The 15,554-nt window shown below is 58.7% G+C and carries 15 protein-coding genes and 1 pseudogene; 5 read left to right on the plus strand and 11 right to left on the minus strand.

What is annotated here, in order from left to right:
• Positions 1-2: 2 nt before the first annotated feature.
• The gene (locus EI293_RS08655; RefSeq protein ID WP_125436730.1) at positions 3-422 is read right to left on the minus strand and encodes an acyl-CoA thioesterase; all 420 of its coding nucleotides are present in this window, start codon (positions 420-422) and stop codon (positions 3-5) included.
• A 230-nt stretch (positions 423-652) separates the two neighbouring features.
• Here EI293_RS08655 and EI293_RS08660 point away from each other — a divergent pair, with 230 nt between their 5' ends.
• A complete protein-coding gene (locus EI293_RS08660) occupies positions 653-844 on the plus strand; it encodes a cold-shock protein (protein WP_044002346.1) in 192 nt (63 codons plus the stop codon).
• A 368-nt stretch (positions 845-1,212) separates the two neighbouring features.
• On the plus strand, positions 1,213-3,135 hold the full coding sequence (locus EI293_RS08665; RefSeq protein WP_125436731.1) for a DEAD/DEAH box helicase: 1,923 nt from the start codon (positions 1,213-1,215) through the stop codon (positions 3,133-3,135).
• A 364-nt stretch (positions 3,136-3,499) separates the two neighbouring features.
• Here EI293_RS08665 and EI293_RS08670 read toward each other — a convergent pair whose 3' ends face one another.
• From EI293_RS08670 to EI293_RS08680, 3 genes are all read right to left on the minus strand, one after another.
• Positions 3,500-3,949: a PA2169 family four-helix-bundle protein gene (locus tag EI293_RS08670; protein ID WP_125436732.1), complete on the minus strand. Its 450-nt coding sequence runs from the start codon at positions 3,947-3,949 to the stop codon at positions 3,500-3,502.
• A 124-nt stretch (positions 3,950-4,073) separates the two neighbouring features.
• The gene (locus tag EI293_RS08675; protein WP_246010584.1) at positions 4,074-5,321 is read right to left on the minus strand and encodes a BaiN/RdsA family NAD(P)/FAD-dependent oxidoreductase; all 1,248 of its coding nucleotides are present in this window, start codon (positions 5,319-5,321) and stop codon (positions 4,074-4,076) included.
• A gap of 147 nt (positions 5,322-5,468) precedes the next feature.
• Complete coding sequence (locus EI293_RS08680) at positions 5,469-6,314, minus strand: NAD(P)H-binding protein (protein WP_125436734.1); 846 nt, start codon at positions 6,312-6,314, stop codon at positions 5,469-5,471.
• 102 nt (positions 6,315-6,416) lie between these two features.
• Between EI293_RS08680 and EI293_RS08685 the strand changes: the two genes are divergently transcribed.
• Complete coding sequence (locus tag EI293_RS08685; protein ID WP_125436735.1) at positions 6,417-6,812, plus strand: hypothetical protein; 396 nt, start codon at positions 6,417-6,419, stop codon at positions 6,810-6,812.
• A gap of 40 nt (positions 6,813-6,852) precedes the next feature.
• A complete protein-coding gene (locus EI293_RS08690) occupies positions 6,853-7,734 on the plus strand; it encodes an SDR family oxidoreductase (RefSeq protein WP_125436736.1) in 882 nt (293 codons plus the stop codon).
• Positions 7,735-7,956: 222 nt separating this feature from the next.
• Here the strand turns inward: EI293_RS08690 and EI293_RS08695 are convergent, their stop codons facing one another.
• Together EI293_RS08695 and EI293_RS08700 are read right to left on the minus strand one after the other, a co-directional pair.
• Positions 7,957-8,805, minus strand: coding sequence for a DUF1571 domain-containing protein (locus EI293_RS08695; protein ID WP_170170313.1), 849 nt, complete (start codon positions 8,803-8,805; stop codon positions 7,957-7,959).
• Positions 8,806-8,950: 145 nt separating this feature from the next.
• Positions 8,951-9,250, minus strand: coding sequence for a hypothetical protein (locus tag EI293_RS08700; RefSeq protein WP_125436738.1), 300 nt, complete (start codon positions 9,248-9,250; stop codon positions 8,951-8,953).
• Between the two features lie 100 nt (positions 9,251-9,350).
• On the opposite strand from EI293_RS08700, the gene EI293_RS08705 reads away from it, so the two are divergent.
• Positions 9,351-10,109, plus strand: a complete 759-nt coding sequence (locus tag EI293_RS08705) for a glycosyltransferase family 2 protein (RefSeq protein ID WP_125436739.1) — start codon at positions 9,351-9,353, stop codon at positions 10,107-10,109.
• 4 nt (positions 10,110-10,113) lie between these two features.
• Here EI293_RS08705 and EI293_RS08710 read toward each other — a convergent pair whose 3' ends face one another.
• The 5 genes and pseudogenes from EI293_RS08710 to EI293_RS22630 all read right to left on the minus strand — a co-directional run.
• Complete coding sequence (locus tag EI293_RS08710; RefSeq protein ID WP_125436740.1) at positions 10,114-10,581, minus strand: hypothetical protein; 468 nt, start codon at positions 10,579-10,581, stop codon at positions 10,114-10,116.
• A gap of 10 nt (positions 10,582-10,591) precedes the next feature.
• Entirely contained in the window at positions 10,592-11,878 is a 1,287-nt protein-coding gene (locus EI293_RS08715; protein ID WP_125436741.1) for a metal-dependent hydrolase family protein, read from the minus strand.
• 49 nt (positions 11,879-11,927) lie between these two features.
• Positions 11,928-12,341, minus strand: a complete 414-nt coding sequence (locus EI293_RS08720) for a hypothetical protein (protein ID WP_125436742.1) — start codon at positions 12,339-12,341, stop codon at positions 11,928-11,930.
• Between the two features lie 241 nt (positions 12,342-12,582).
• Entirely contained in the window at positions 12,583-14,844 is a 2,262-nt protein-coding gene (locus tag EI293_RS08725; protein ID WP_125436743.1) for a S46 family peptidase, read from the minus strand.
• Positions 14,845-15,211: 367 nt separating this feature from the next.
• Positions 15,212-15,310 (minus strand): annotated as a pseudogene (locus EI293_RS22630) (YkvA family protein); the annotation flags it as partial.
• Between the last annotated feature and the right edge of the window lie 244 nt (positions 15,311-15,554).

The following is a 15,554-nucleotide window of genomic DNA, read 5'->3' on the forward strand; positions in this document are numbered from 1 at the left end:
CCCTACACCGGCTCCTGCAACCGCTCCACCATCTCCGGCGTCACGCGGACCGGGCGCTTGGTTTGCGGGTCGAGCAGCACCCACTGGGTTTCGGCTTCGCAGAGCAGCTGGCCATCGGGGGCACGCTCGATGCGCACGAACCGCTGGCTCTGGGCCCCGCGCACCTCGCCAATCCAGGTAGTGCAGCGCAATTCCTCGCCCAGCAGGGCCGGGTGCAGGTACCGGATATGATGCTCGCGTACCACCCACACGTAGTGGGCCTGGGCCTCAGGCGGGGCGGCGGCGTGCCAGTGGGCGGCGGCCGTGTCCTGCACCCACTGCACGTAGCGCACGTTGTTCACGTGGTGTAGCTCGTCGATGTCGGTGGGCTGCACAGTGAGGTAATGGGCGAAGCGAAAGGTGGGGGCAGCAGGAGTTTCCATAGTAGCGCAAAGATACGGGCGAGGGTAGGCGCTGGGGAGAGAAGAAGTGGGAATATTGCTTGGTTACTGCATTTAGCTCGTAGTGCTATTCCATATCTAAAATATACCTGTATCTTTGAGCACCTTAAGAAAACGCGGTTCCGCTGTTCTGTTAAGCTCTTCCGCAAGGAAGAAAGCAGTTCCGGACTCTTCCTTTTTTAAGATAAAAATCATCCATCATCACCAGTACCATGCAGACAGGAACTGTAAAATTCTTCAACGAAACCAAAGGTTTCGGCTTTATCAAAGTTGACGAAACCGGCGAGGACGTGTTCGTTCACGTAACCGAGTGCATCGACGAGATTCGCGACAAAGACAAGGTTGAATTCGAAATTGCTCAGGGCAAAAAAGGCCCGAACGCCGTAAAGGTGAAACTGGCTTAGTCCAATATCCTTTCCGGATAGCTCAGAAAAGCAGGCTCCTCAAGAGCCTGCTTTTTTTGCGTTCAGGGGCCGCTGAACGACTTATAAGAACGTCATTGAACTTACAAGAACGTCATTCCGAGCGGGGCGAGGAATGACGTTCTTGTAAGTTCAACGTGCAATCATCGATTATTCTCCCTACCTTTGCAGCCGCATTTGAGAACGGCCACGTTCCGCGCAGCTTGTGAGCTGCCTTTAAAGAAACTTGTTGGGCCGGCTTTGTCTTCCGTCCGTTGCTTCCGTCACTTGTCGTTGTGTTGAGTGGGAGAGAAGAGCGTCGCTGAATCCGCTGTTTTCAGAGCTATTCACTCCACTCCATCAACACTGACATGGAAAACGAAACCGTTAAGACCAAGTTCAGCGAGCTGACCCTCTCTGAAGAAATGCAGCGTGCCATCACCGAAGTTGGCTACGAAGAAGCATCCCCCATCCAGGCCGCCGGTATTCCGGTATTGCTCCAGGGCCGCGATGTAATCGGCCAGGCCCAGACCGGCACCGGCAAAACCGCCGCCTTCTCCATTCCCGCCATTGAGCGTGTCGATACCGACTCGCGTGAGGTGCAGTGCCTTGTACTCTGCCCCACCCGCGAGCTGGCGGTGCAGGTTTCGGGCGAAATCCAGAAACTGGGCAAGTACAAGCGTGGTTTGGCCGTGGTGCCAATCTACGGTGGCTCTTCCTACGACCGGCAGTTCCGCGCCCTGGAGCGCGGCGTGCAGATCGTAATCGGTACGCCCGGCCGCGTAATGGACCACATTGAGCGTGGTACGCTCAAGCTGGAGCATTGCAAAATGATCATCCTCGATGAGGCCGACGAAATGCTCGACATGGGCTTCCGCGACGACATCGAGACGGTGCTCAAGAAAATGCCCGAAGACCGCCAGACGGTATTCTTCTCGGCGACCATGAGCAAGCCGATCATGGAGATGACCAAGCGCTACCAGAAGGATCCGCAGATCGTGAAGGTAAACCATCAGGAAATGACGGTTACCAACATCGAGCAGAGCTACTTCGAGGTGCGCGGTCCGCAGAAAAAAGACGTACTGACCCGCCTCATCGACATGTACAACATCAAGTCGGGCATCGTCTTCGCCAACACGAAGCGCATGGTTGACGAGATTGTGGGCGACCTGCAAGCCAAAGGCTACTTCGCCGAAGGCCTGCACGGCGACATGGGCCAGCAGCAGCGTCAGAACACGCTGGATAAATTCCGCAAAGGCACCCTCGAAATCCTGGTAGCTACCGACGTAGCCGCCCGCGGCATCGACGTGGACAACGTGGAAGTGGTGGTAAACTACGACCTGCCCGCCGACGAGGAATACTATGTGCACCGCATCGGCCGTACCGGCCGCGCCGGCAAGCAGGGCAAAGCCTTCACTTTCGTGAGCGGCCGCGACATCTACAAGCTGCGCGACATCATGCGCTTCACCAAAGCCACCATCAAGCAGGAGCGCGTGCCGTCCTTCGAAGATGTGTCGGAGGTGAAAACCACGCTCATGCTCAACTCCATTAAGGAGGTGATTGTGAAGGGCAACCTCGACAAGTACATTGCCCGCGTGCAGCGCCTCATCGACCAGGAGCAAGAAGAAGCCGTTACGTCCTTGGACGTGGCTGCCGCTTTGCTGAAGATGACGATGAAGGAAGACAAGCGCGCTCAGGAAAGCCTGGACGCCAGCCGTACCCAGGGCGCTGCCCGTGCCGGCTTCACCCGTCTGTTCGTGACGATGGGCAAGAAGGACCGTCTGCACCCCCGCGACATCGTGGACCTGATTGCCGAAAACACCAGCCTCACGGCCAGCAAAGTCGGTGATATTGCCCTCTACGACAAGTTCAGCTTCGTGGAAGTACCGAATGAGTTCGTGGAAGAAGTGGTGAGCCAGCTCGGCCGCAGCTCCATCCAGGGTCGTCCGGTGGCCTTCAACATTGCTACGCCCCGCCAGGAAGGCGATGCGCAGCAGGAAGGCGGTAACCGCGGCGGCTTCGGCGGCGGCAGCGAGCGTCCTCGTCGGGGCCCGGGTGGGTTCGGCGGTGGCGAGCGTCGGGAAGGCGGCGGCAGCTACGGCGGCAACCGCGGCGGTGGCTCCTACGGCGGTGGTAACCGCCGCGAGGGTAGCAGCTACGGCGGCGGTGAGCGTCGGGAAGGCGGCAGCAGCTACGGCGGCAACCGTGGCGGTGGCTCCTACGGCGGTGGTAACCGCCGCGAGGGTGGCAGCAGCTACGGCGGCGGCTACAAAGGCAAGCGCGACGATAGCTAAATCACAGATGGTGCAGATTGGATTGATTTCGCAGATTTCAATCTGATCTTACCAACGCAAAAGAGCCACTTCATTTGAAGTGGCTCTTTTGCGTTGTCTGGGTTTTGAGGAGTGACCTTTCCGTATCATTTCATTGCGGCCGAATACTTTTGAACATCCGGTTACAGCGGTTTTCTGAACGATGTAGAGACGCGTATTCGCGTCTTCCCGTTGAACGAGAAGCGTTAGGCGGTGCGCGTAGAGACGCGAATACGCGTCTCTACGCGCACAAAACCCCATAAAAAAGCCGCTCCTACTGGAGCGGCTTTTTTTGTGTTCAAGGAGTTGAAATCTGTGAAATCAGCTCTATCTGTACCATCTGTGATTATTTCTTGGCGGCGTCGCGCAGGTCGCGGATTTCGTCGTGGCCCTGCTTGATACCGGCTGCCTGCTTCTCGATGATAGTTTTGAGGGCGGCCGGAATGTCCTGGATTTTCTGAGCCTTCTCGTAGGCCGCTTTGGCGTAATCTTCGCCCCGCTCGCACTCAGCCAGAATGCTGTGACGGTCTTTGCTGGTCACCAAGCCTTTCAGGTTGATGAACGCGCGGTGAATGGTACCGGTGATGGACGACTCTTCCTCGGGGTGCAGGTTGAGTTTGTGCATCTGGTCTTCTAGCTCGGTGATATAAGCGGAACGCTGGGCGGCGTATTTCTTAAAGGTTTCCTTCAGGTCGGCATCTTCAACGTCGGTGAGGGCTTCGGTGTAGCCTTTCTGACCGTCTTTCAGGGTTTCGAGCAGTTCATTGAGGCCGGCTTGCAGTGCTTTAGCTTCCATGAGGAGAGAATTAGGGTTGGGTGTTTAGGAAAGGTGGAATGCCTCTCTTTACTGCCAAACAGCCCACAAGGTTACCAGCCGACACCAGTAACCAGCGCAAAACGGCTATGCTCGCGGAAGCTCTCTAGTCCCGCCCCGAGGCAGCCATAGCCCGGCCGGCCAGGAAGCCAGTAGTCCAGGCGGCCTGGAAGTTGAAGCCGCCCGTGATGCCATCCACGTCCAGTACTTCGCCCGCGAAATGCAGGCCCGGTACCAGGCGGCTTTCCATGGTTTTCATGTTGATTTCGCTGAGTGAAATGCCGCCGCATGTGACAAATTCGTCTTTATAAGTGGTTTTGCCCTGCACGGCAAGCGCCGTGCGTAGAAGACTCTCAATCAGGCGATTTTGCAGCTTAACCGGCAACTCGTTCCAGCGGATTTCGGGACTAATACCGGCCTGCTCGGCCAGGGTGCGCCATAACCGCTGCGGCAGCCCGAGCAGCGCGTTGCTGACAACTACTTTCTTGCCGTGCAGCTCCCGGAATTCCAGCAGATGCTGGCGGAGCGTGTCTTCCGTGAAATCGGGCAGCCAGTTGATGAGGGTAGTGCTCTGGTAGCCCAGTTCGTGCAGACGGCGGGCACCCCAGGCCGAGAGTTTGAGCACGGCCGGGCCGCTCACGCCCCAGTGCGTCACCAGCACCGGCCCCTCGTATTCCAGCTTTTCGCCGGCTACCCGCACGCGGGCACGGGGCACGCTTACGCCCGGTAGCTCCCGCAGCGGCGAGTTGGGCACGTTGAAAGTAAACAGGCTGGGCACCGGCTCCTCAATGCGGTGGTCCAGCTGCCGCAGCCACGCATACTGCTCCGATTTAGGCGCGCCACCAGTAGCTACCAGCAAGCGGCTGACGGGCAAAGTCTGGGCATGGGCTCCGGTGAGCTGCAACTCAAAGCCGCCCTGGGGCCGAGGCGTAATCTGTTCGGCGGTAGTCTGCAGCAGGATCTGGACCCCGGCCCGGCGGGCGGCTTCCAGCAGGCACTGGGCAATGGTTTCCGACGAATCGGTGACGGGAAACATGCGGCCGTCGGGCTCGGTCTTGAGCTGCACGCCGCGCTTTTCAAACCAGCGCACGGTATCCAAGGCACCAAACTGTTTGAAGGGCTCCTTGAGCTGCCGGGCCCCGCGCGGATAATGCTGCACAAGCTGGGCGGCCGTATCGGCGGCGTGGGTTACGTTGCAGCGCCCCCCGCCCGAAATTCGGACCTTACTCAGCAGCTTACCTGTTTTTTCAATCAGCAGCACCCGCAGGCCGGGGTTGGCCTCGGCGCAGGCAATGGCCCCGAAGAAGCCGGCCGCGCCGCCCCCTAGCACGGCAACAGTTAGTTGTTCATTCACGGGACAAAGATAAATCACGGAGGCAGATGGATTGTCCGGCTCGCCCGGATTCATGCTGCTGAATGAGCCTGGCCAACGCTATTAAGCAGCTGCACCCAACTTCATGGGTCCGCTGAAATATCCGTCGCCATTTGTTTCAGGTCCTGATTAGCAGAATTCCAGCGCGGCAACCACGTCATCGTGGCGAAACTGATAGCCGGTCAGCCGCCGGATAAGGGAAGAGTCGATTTGCTTACCGCCGGTAGTTTCTTCCTGGAAGGTGGGGGGCTGCAGGTGCAGGCGGGTAGCGGCGGCGGTGTAAAACGTGCGCCGGGTGGGGTGAGAGGCTGCGCTGGCATTGAACGTGTACCCCCATAGTTGCTGCTCCAGCACGCCAGTCAACAGGCCCACGCAGTCGTGCAGATGAATCATATTCACCGGCGCCTCGCCGTGGGCCACTCCGGTTCGGCCCGCCAGAAAACGGCCCGGCGGGCGGCCTGGGCCCATAAGGCCGGCTAAGCGTACCACCGTATGGTTAGCGTGTTGGAAGGGGGCTTCTGCTTGCAGTAGCGGGGTGAGTGCATCCTGCGTGGCCTGGGCATCGGGCTCGTACATCAGGCGGGGCTCGTCGGGATATACGCCCGTGGAGCTGACCAGCAGCACATGCCGCACCCCGGCGCTTTCCGCCGCCGCCGCCACCAGCCGCACCACCCCGGGATATGCCTCCTGACTACCAGCCCCCCGGGTAGGTGGAACGTTCAGAATCAGAATTTCCACGCCCTGCAGCATGGCTTGCAGGGTATCGGCATCGGTAGCGGAAAGGGTGGGTGCCAGCCGCAGCAGATAGGGCCGGATACCCGCGTCGCGTAGGGTGAGCAGCTGGCCGGGCGTGGTGGTGGAGCCGTGGACCGGGTGGCCGGCCGCCACCAGGGCGCGGGCCAGCGGCAGCCCCAGCCAGCCGCAGCCCAGTACGGCTACGGTAGGGAGAGAAGCAGAGAGAGCAAGGTGGGTCATGGGTGGGTAAAGGTGGCAAAAAAACTTTCCCGGGCAAGCAGGCAACCGGGGAATCGGCAAACTGTTACCTTGCACCCCAACAAGTATGCAAGCATACTACCTATGGCCATTCCGGACCGCCTGTATCCTGAGTTTTCCATCAACTTCGAAGCCTGCGTGCGGCTGCTGCGGCCTGATGAGGATGGGCGGCAGTTACCGCCGTATAACGGTATCCGCTGGGATTTTAGCTATGCTCAGGACAAGCCGAGAGTCTCCTACATGTGGCTGTACCCGGATTTTTTCGACCCGATTACCGGCGACTCGTGGCGGGAAATGCCCTTGCCGGTAGATGAGTGGCTGCACGTGCGGGTTGCTGTTATTCTTGACGAAGCCCGGCCTTTGCATCAGTCAAAAATCCGTGCCGGAACCAGCTTTTACTACTGCGAAGGAAGCCATATTGTGGCTGAAGGTACCGTTACCCGGATAACTGGTTTATTTGAACCCCGGCCGCAGCCATAACCCCTGAACCATCATTTCCCACTTCAAACTTTCTCACCCCATGTCCTTCACTCATCCTTACGCTCAGCCCATGCTGCGCGACAATGCCCTGCAGGGCAAAACCATTGTGGTAACGGGCGGTGGTACCGGCCTTGGCCGGGCCATGACCACGTATTTTCTGCAGCTGGGGGCCAACGTGGTCATCAGCTCCCGCAAGCTGGACGTGCTGGAGCAAACTGCCGCCGAACTGCGCGAGCAGACCGGCAACGCCAACATCCTGGCCGTGCAGTGCGACGTGCGCAAGTATAACGAGGTAGAGGACCTGCTACAGAAGACCATCGATGCCTTCGGGGGCGTGGATGTGCTGCTCAACAACGCCGCCGGTAACTTCATCAGCCCTACTGAGCGCCTCAGCCACAAGGCTTTTGATGTGATTGTGGATATCGTGCTCAAAGGCTCCTATAACTGCACGCTGGCTTTCGGGAAGCGCTGGATTGCCGATAAGCGCCCCGGTACCATCCTCAGCATCGTGACCACCTATGCTTCCGTTGGGTCGGCGTTTGTGGTGCCCTCGGCTTCGGCTAAGGCGGGGGTACTGGCCATGACCCGCTCACTGGCGGTAGAATGGGCCAAATACGGCATCCGGGCCAACGCCATTGCACCCGGTCCGTTCCCGACGGAGGGAGCCTGGAGTCGCCTGTTCCCCGAGCCGTTGGCCTCCAAGCTCGACCCCGCCGCCAATGTGCCGCTCAAGCGCGTGGGTAACCACCAGGAGCTGGCCAACCTAGCCGCCTACATGGTGTCCGATTTCTCCGCCTACATGAACGGTGAGGTGGTGACGCTCGACGGTGGCGAGTGGCTCAACGGGGCCGGCGAGTTCAACAAGCTCGAAATCCTGACCCCCGAAATGTGGGACCAGATTGAAAAAACCATGCGCCGCTAGGCTCACGGATTTATAGACGGACTGGGGCAAATTTGTCGGATTTTGTAGACGGTGTCTGGCTTTAGCCGAAGTCTGTTATCGACCAGAAAGTAGTATCCGTTGCCATTCGACCTAACAAAAAAGCCGCGCAGTCTGCGCGGCTTTTTTGTTGCGGTAGATGCTCGTCGGTGGAACCATCGACAAAATCCGACAAATCCGGCCCAATCTGAAAAAAATCGTGAGCTAGAATTTGTAGCCTTTGAAGTCCTTGCTGAATTCCTGGGCAGGAATGGGCTGGTTGGGCACGACGTCGGAGAATTCAAATTTCTCGAACAGGCCTTTATCGTCGTTTACCTGCACCACCAGCGGGAGGTAGAGTTTCTGGTCGATGCACAGCAGCACGCGGCGGCCGTAGCTGTTGGGTACCTGCACCGTTTTGCCGGCCGGTACTACCGCACCTGCCGAAAGGCCGTTGCGTTCCAGAATCCGGTACTCGCCACACCCAAATTTGTCGGAAATAGTTGTCACGCTTTCGGCCTTGGCGGGCTTGTAGCTTACGTAGCGAAACTGCGGATAATCGGAGCGGAGGACGTAGGCGGGGCGGCCCTGCACGGTGGTGTCGCCGGCGTAGCGGAAGGTTTTCTCAAAGGTGCGGTCAAGGCGTTGGCTGGAGCCGTGCAGCAGCTCGGCAATGGTGCCGTAACCGGCGTCGAGGGTGCTGTGGTGCTGGTTTTTGCGCATCACCGCGCCTTTCGGATCAAGGCTGAGCGTGACGTAAGGGAAGCTGTTGGGGTTCACCCAGGCGTCGCCGTTGTTCTGGCCCGTGACATACAGCACTTCGATGCCCTTCTGGTTGCGCAGATAGACTTTGTAGGGGCTGAACGTCATTTTCATGAGTGTCCGGGCCTGTTGGTAGGATCCCTCAATGCGCTCCTGTGCCCGCACATTGCAGCGGAGGGTTTTCAGGTTCTGAATGGCCGTGCTAAGACGGCTGATTAACTGTTCGGTGGTAATTTTGGGCTCGGCGGGAGCGGCCGCCAGGGTGCTGAACCCCAGCATGGTTACGGCCAACGGCCGGTAATAACGCATCATGTAAAAGAGAAAGAGTACGTAAGACGGGGGAAGATACAAGGCCGCCGAACATAAACCGGGCCGGATAGGTGAGGCAGTGGGTTTGACTCTCCGTTTGCCTATATGGCACAGGTCGAACAGCAAACTCACCATCCCACTATTTCATCTAATTGAGACTGATGGCGGGAAACCGGCTGGCTTTGCTGTCGAACACAAACAGCTCATTTATTTCGATGCCGCGCAGAAAGCGGTAAAGCGGAAACTGCTCCACCACGGCCCGGATGGTTTCAGCGCTCAGCCCGTTCATGGTAACCCACCCTTGGGTGCGGTCGGCGCTAATGGCGTAGCTGTCAATGACGTTGTCTTCAATCAGGCGGCTGATGAAGGCCCGGTGACGCGGGATAAGGGCCACGAAATCTTCATCGAAAAAATCGGGCAGACGCAGGGTAACGACGAATTTGGCCATGAATGCGGGGAATACCCTGGCATAACGCGGCCCGGCTGACTTGGGTTGAGGCGTACAGCGGCGGTGTAACTTTTTTGGTGATTTAGCAGAATAGAACCCCATGCACTTTACCGTTATTACCCCGACCCATAACCGCCGCGCCTACCTGCCCGAAGCCATCGACAGCGTGCGGGCCACCGTTTCGGCCCCGCTCGACTTCTCGTTTGAGCACCTGATCTGCGAAAACGCCAGTACCGACGGCACCGCCGAGTGGCTGGAGGAAACGACTGCCCAGCAGGGTGCCACGCTGCGCGTACGCGCCCAATCTACCCTGCTCAAGGCGGGGCCCGCCCGCAACCTGCTTATCCGGGAAGATGCTCCTGCTGATACCTGGATTGTGCCCCTGGACGACGATGACCTGTTGCTGCAACGTGCCCTCTACCACTATGCCCGCGAAATTGAGCAAGCCCCCGGCCGGCCCTGGCTGGTGGCCGATTTCCTGCGCGTGGACCAGGACCGGCGTTACCTGCCCAATGAGGACTACTACGCCTGGCGCTTCGATTCGGCTCCGGATATGCTGCGCGCCATTTTCCGGGCCGAGCACTTCATACAGGGCAACGTGTGCTACAGCCGGGAGTTGTTCGATGCGGTAGGCGGCTACGATGAGGACATTGCCATGGCCGAGGACCTGGACCTGTACGTGCGCTTTCTGCTGGCCGGCCACCTGCCCGTTATCTGCCCCCATATCAGCCACCTGCACCGCTTCCACACCAGCAACGTGAGCATCGGCGTGGATGCTGGCAAGCACGCCCAGGACCTGCGCATCATCTATGATAAGTACGCCGGGCAGCTGCAGAAGCAGGGGATTGAGCGGCCGTAAGAGTCTAAATCAATGGAGATATAGGTCTGGAGCCTATGTCTCCATTAACATGTAATTCTTGAAGCACAAAGCTTTGAAGTGGGTAACCCTCGACAAGTGCTTGGCTAACGACATTCATTTCTGAGCTCCATGATGCCACTTCAAAATGAAAGTCGTCCTGCCATTCGCCCCTGTCGATTATCGTTACTCCAAGCTCATAAGCTGCGTTGTACACGGGTTCATCCGCAAATGGGAGCCCTTCTATAGTCGTATTGTCAGGGTGATTCAGAATGAACGTTACTGGAAAATCCAGGTCAAATTTCCGCATATACGCTCGCCCGAAAGCTACCGGAACAAACAGGATGATTTGAGTAGCAAGGGCATAAGGCACTTGTTGTTCGATTAGTATTTCAAACACACTTTCCTCTGTGGCTTCCTGCGGAACAAAATGCGGTAGAAAGTCAACAATGAGCTGATTTATATCCATTGCCATAACTAAGAAACTATTCTTCCACCACCACGCCGCCCTTCACTACCAGTCGTACCTGCCGCAGGGCGGCTACGTCCTGGGTGGGGTCGCCGGAAACGGCAATGAGGTCGGCGAGGAGGCCGGGCTGGAGGCGGCCCCGGTCGGGAAGTTGGAAGAGGCGGGCGTTGGTGGCGGTGAGGCCGCGCAGCACCTGCAGCGGCGTGAGGCCGTAGGTTTTGACCAGTTGCTCGGCCTCGCGCAGGTTGTCGCCGTGCGCAAACACGCCCACGTCACCCCCGATGGCCAGCTCTACCCCGCTTTGCAGGGCCAGCTTCATGCTTTCCCGCTTCTGGCGGATACGCTCCGGCTCGGGCGTGGTGCCGGGCTGCCAGCCCCGGTAGCGCGAAATGGCCTCGCCGGCGGCCACGGTGGGGCAGAGAGCCACACCGCGCTGCTTCATCAGCCGGAACACTTCCAGCGTGCCCCCGTCGCCGTGCTCAATGGTTTGCACGCCGGCCAGCGCGGCGCGGCGCATGCCTTCGGGCGTACTGGCGTGGGCCACCACGGGTCGGCCGGCATTACGGGCGGTTTGCACAATCAGGTTTAGTTCTTCCTGCGAGAAGGTAGGGCGGCTGGGCTCATTGGGCCCCCAACGGTAGTCAGCATATACCTTGATAATATCGGCCCCTTTGCCCATCTGTTCTCGCACGGCCCGGATAATATTGTCGGTGCCATCGGCCTCCTGCGCGCCTTGGGGCACGTCCACATCGGCGGAGAGTTTGGGTCCGTAGCTGCCGGTCGCTACTAGGGCGCGGGTGGCTACCAGCAGGCGTGGGCCGGGTATGAGGCCCTGGTCAATGGCCTGTTTCAGCCCTACATCGGCATAGCCGGCTCCTTCCGAGCCCAGGTCGCGGGCGGTGGTGAAGCCGGCGGCCAGGGTAGCGCGGGCGTGGGCGGTGCCCCGTGCGACGCGCAAAGCCTGGGATTCCAGCAGCACCTGGTCGTTCCACGGGGTTTCATTGTAGGGGTGGAGCAGCAGATGGCTGTGGCCCTCAATCAGGCCGGGCAGCAGTGTAAGGCCCGGCAACTCCAGCACCTGCGCGCCGGCGGGCACCCCAAGCTGCACGGCCGGCCCCACGGCTTTAATCCTGTCGCCCTCGGTAAGCACGGCCCAGCCGGAGTGCAGGGTTTCGCCATCGAACACGGCGGCCGGGCGCAGGAGCAGGGCGGGGATAGGTGCTTTTGAAGAAATGGATTGCCCAGGTGCCCACTGAGAGAAGAACAGAAGCGCAACCACCCATACTCCTTGGAAAATACGCATAATAGATGCTTTGCCGGAAATTAGCCTGCCACAAGATACTATTGCCCCCTCAAAAGGGCCACCAGGATTTACGCGTCGGTTGGGGCAAACCCATTACCTTTCGTAAGACCTGTGCCATATGCTGAGCCAAATTTTCTGCTTCCACTTCAAGCAGATATAGCTTTGTGGTATCCGTCAGGGTTAAGTACAGTATTTCCGCATATCCTGAAGACTGAACCTGGACCCCCTGTACTTCGCTAAACGATATATGTCTTTCCGGAGTGACCTGTTCACGATAGACTAGGTTGATGTTTTGGAGTAGGATCTGTTTGGTTATCGTGTCAATCTGCACCTCGTTTTGTAGGCGTAATTCAAATAGATCAACTGTTTTACGACGTTTCCTAAGCCACGCAACTATTCCTAAAAGAGCCAGCGCAAACAGTATGACATAGATTTCCAGATAGACGCCGATTATGGTCCACAAACCAATAAATATTCCAAGTATAATCCTGTTTATTCTTTTTGCGTTGGCGTGGGAGGAGTCCAGCGAAGATGTATCTGGGAGTAGGAATACAGGCAGGTTATGGCACTATCCAACTCCGAAAGCCTGCGGCTGATTTGCTTTAAATCTGAGTAGAACAAGATGAGGCTCATATAGCCCTGTAAAACGTGAATGCCCGCCGGAAGATAGACTTTCGGCGGGCATTCGTATAGGGCAGCAGTACTTACACTTTCTCCTTGGCAGGCTTGCGCTTAACCTGGATTTTCTCCAGCTTCTTGCCGTTCCCGGCCGGGGCGGTGTCGTTGGAGGCGCCCACCAGGGTCATTTCCTTCACCAGGTGGCCGGCCCCGGCGAATTTATCCACCACGAACAGCATGTAGCGCACATCCAGGGTAATGTTGCGCACCCGGTCGGGGTCGAACATGATGTCGGACATAGTGCCTTCCCAGTTCCGGTCGAAGTTGGTGCCAATCAGCTCGCCCCGGCCGTTGATGACGGGGGAACCGGAGTTGCCGCCGGTGGTGTGGTTGGTGGCAATGAAGGCTACGGGCACAGTGCCTTTGTAGGCATAAGGACCAAAATCCTTGTTTTTGTACAGCTCGGCGAGGCGGGCGGGCACTTCAAACTCAGGGTTGGTGGGGTCGGCCTTCTCCATGATACCATCAAGGGTGGTGTAGAAGTCGTATTTGGTGCCGTCGGCGGGCTCGTAGCCAGCTACCTGGCCGTAGGCAAGGCGCAGGGTAGAGTTGGCATCGGGGTAGAATTTCCGATCGGGCTGTTGCAGGCGCAGGCCGGCCACGTACGTGCGCTGGAGCAGAGCAATCTGGTCGGTGGCAGCAGTGTAGGTGGGCAGGATGGCCGTGCGGTAGTTCCCTATGATGGCCTGCGCCAGTAGCACAGCCGGGTCCTGACGAAGCGTTTGCACATTGCCCTTGGCTACCTCATCCAGCACCGCAAAGGCCGATTCCTGCGTGGTAAGCTTTGATTTGCCGTAGAGCTGGGCCGCATACGCCGTCCACCCACCAGGGCCAGCGTACTGCCCCTGCAGGGTTTTGACGTAGGCCGGCAGCAGCGCGGCCGGGGTGCCGGTCGCGTAAAGCGGCAGCAGCTGGGCGGCTACTTTCTGGTCAGTAGGGGCGCTGTAGTTGCGGAAGAAGCCCACGGAGCCTTTTCTGGTTTTTTCGGCAGCGGCGGCCAATTCGGCGGCGGGTACCTTGTTATCGGCCAGTTCCAGCAACGGCAGCAGGCTATTGGCATAGGCCATCAGCTCCACTCCCAGGGCCGCTTCCGTTACGTAGTCGCGGGCCAGGGTATAGTCGCGGGCAGTAGCGTAGTTGCGCTTCAGATCGGGGAGCAGCGTGGCAAAGGCGGCGCGGCGGGCAGCGTCGCCGCTTTCAGCCCACTGCTGAAACACTTGTTCCTGCTGCTGCTTCACGCGTACGGCGTCGAGCTTTTTGAGGCCCCGGTTCTCGCCAATCCACTTTTTCCAGTAGTTGGCAATGCTGGCGTATTTGGCCGCGTACTGAATCCGTACTTTATCGGAGGCCTTCATATCGGCATCCAGTACCTTCAGCTTGGCGTCGCGTACCTTGATTTTGGCTGGGTTCGAGACGGCATAGGTTTCCTCCACGCCCCAGCTGGTGAGGTATTCGTTGGTACGGCCCGGGAAGCCAAACACCATGGTAAAGTCGCCGGGCTGCACGCCGCCCAGGGAAATGGGCAGGTGGTGGCGGGGCTTGAAGGGTTTATTATCGGGAGAGTAAGGGGCCGGCTTGTTATCGGGGCCGGCGTAGATGCGGAAGATGCTGAAGTCGCCGGTGTGGCGGGGCCAGGCCCAGTTGTCGGTGTCGCCGCCGAACTTGCCGATGCTGCTCGGGGGCGCGCCTACCAGCCGGATGTCCTGGAATACCTCCGTCACAAACAGATAGTACTCATTGCCGTTGAACATGGGTCGCACGAAGGCCTGGTAGCCGGTGCCCTGCACGGCGGCCTGGGCCACGCGCTGCCCATTAGCCTGCACCAGCTTCTCACGCTCCGCTTCCACAATGCCCGTGGTGGGCACGCCGGCCAGCACCTGGCTGCTCACATCCTCCATGCGCACAATGAAAGTGGCCGTAAGGCCCGGATTGGGCAATTCCTGGCTGCGGTCCATGGCCCAGTAGCCGTTGGTGAGGTAGTCTTTCTCGACGGAGGAATGGCTCTGAATCTGGCTGTAGCCGCAGTGGTGGTTGGTCAGCAGCAAGCCTTGGTCGGAAATGATTTCCCCGGTGCAGCCCCCGCCAAATTGCACAATGGCATCCTTGAGGCTGCCCTGGTTGATGGAGTAAATCTGCTCAGCGGTGAGCTTAAGGCCTTTTTTCTGCATGTCGGCCTCGTTGAGCTGCTTGAGCAGCAGCGGCAGCCACATGCCTTCATCGGCGCGGGCGGCCGGCAGGGCAGTCAGGAAGGTAAGGGCCAGCAAAGCCAGTCGGGTACGGATGCGCATTCTTGAAGTGGATGGGGTGGAGGTAGTTGGAAAGACCCAAAAGTACGGCTTCGGCTGCTGGCGGGCGTTACTTCCCACAGCGTTGCGCGGAGGAAAACGCGGAGTTCCGTAGAGCAGTTCAACGCAAAACGCCCGACCAAAACGGGCCGGGCGTCCACAAAAGGCAGTTAATCGGCCTCAATCTGCAGTAATATGTGCTTTACGAGTGACCCAATTCGGCCACGGCGGGCGCGTTCTGGGCGTTGGTGTTGGAGGCTTTGGGCGTTGTGGAAGCTGCCGGAATATCATCCGTTTCCTGGGCCGCGTGGGTGTCTTCCCACTCCCGGAAGCGCAGAATTTCGCCCTGGAATTTCTCAATAAACCAGCTGATTAAAGCCAGATCATCCAGAAAACCCACCACCGGAATAAAGTCCGGCACCAGGTCAACCGGCGACAGAGTGTAGAGCAGCACGCCCAGGGCCGACACGATGGTGCCGGTATCAATCTGGCGGTACTCGCCGCTGATGTAATTGCGCACTAGCCGCACGAGGGTGCGGCCCACGTCGAATACCTGCTTGAATTTATTATCGCCGCTGTCTTTGCTGGCCAGCTTGTTGGCTACTTCATTCAGCACCATCACCACCTTAAAGGGGCGGCCCAGCAGCTTGCCGGCGCGGTTCAGGAACACGCTGAACAGCGCGTTTTTGGAAATCGAAAGACCTTTTTCGACG

Origin of the sequence: Hymenobacter perfusus (assembly GCF_003944765.1) — a bacterium.
In the GTDB taxonomy this organism is placed as follows: domain Bacteria; phylum Bacteroidota; class Bacteroidia; order Cytophagales; family Hymenobacteraceae; genus Hymenobacter; species Hymenobacter perfusus.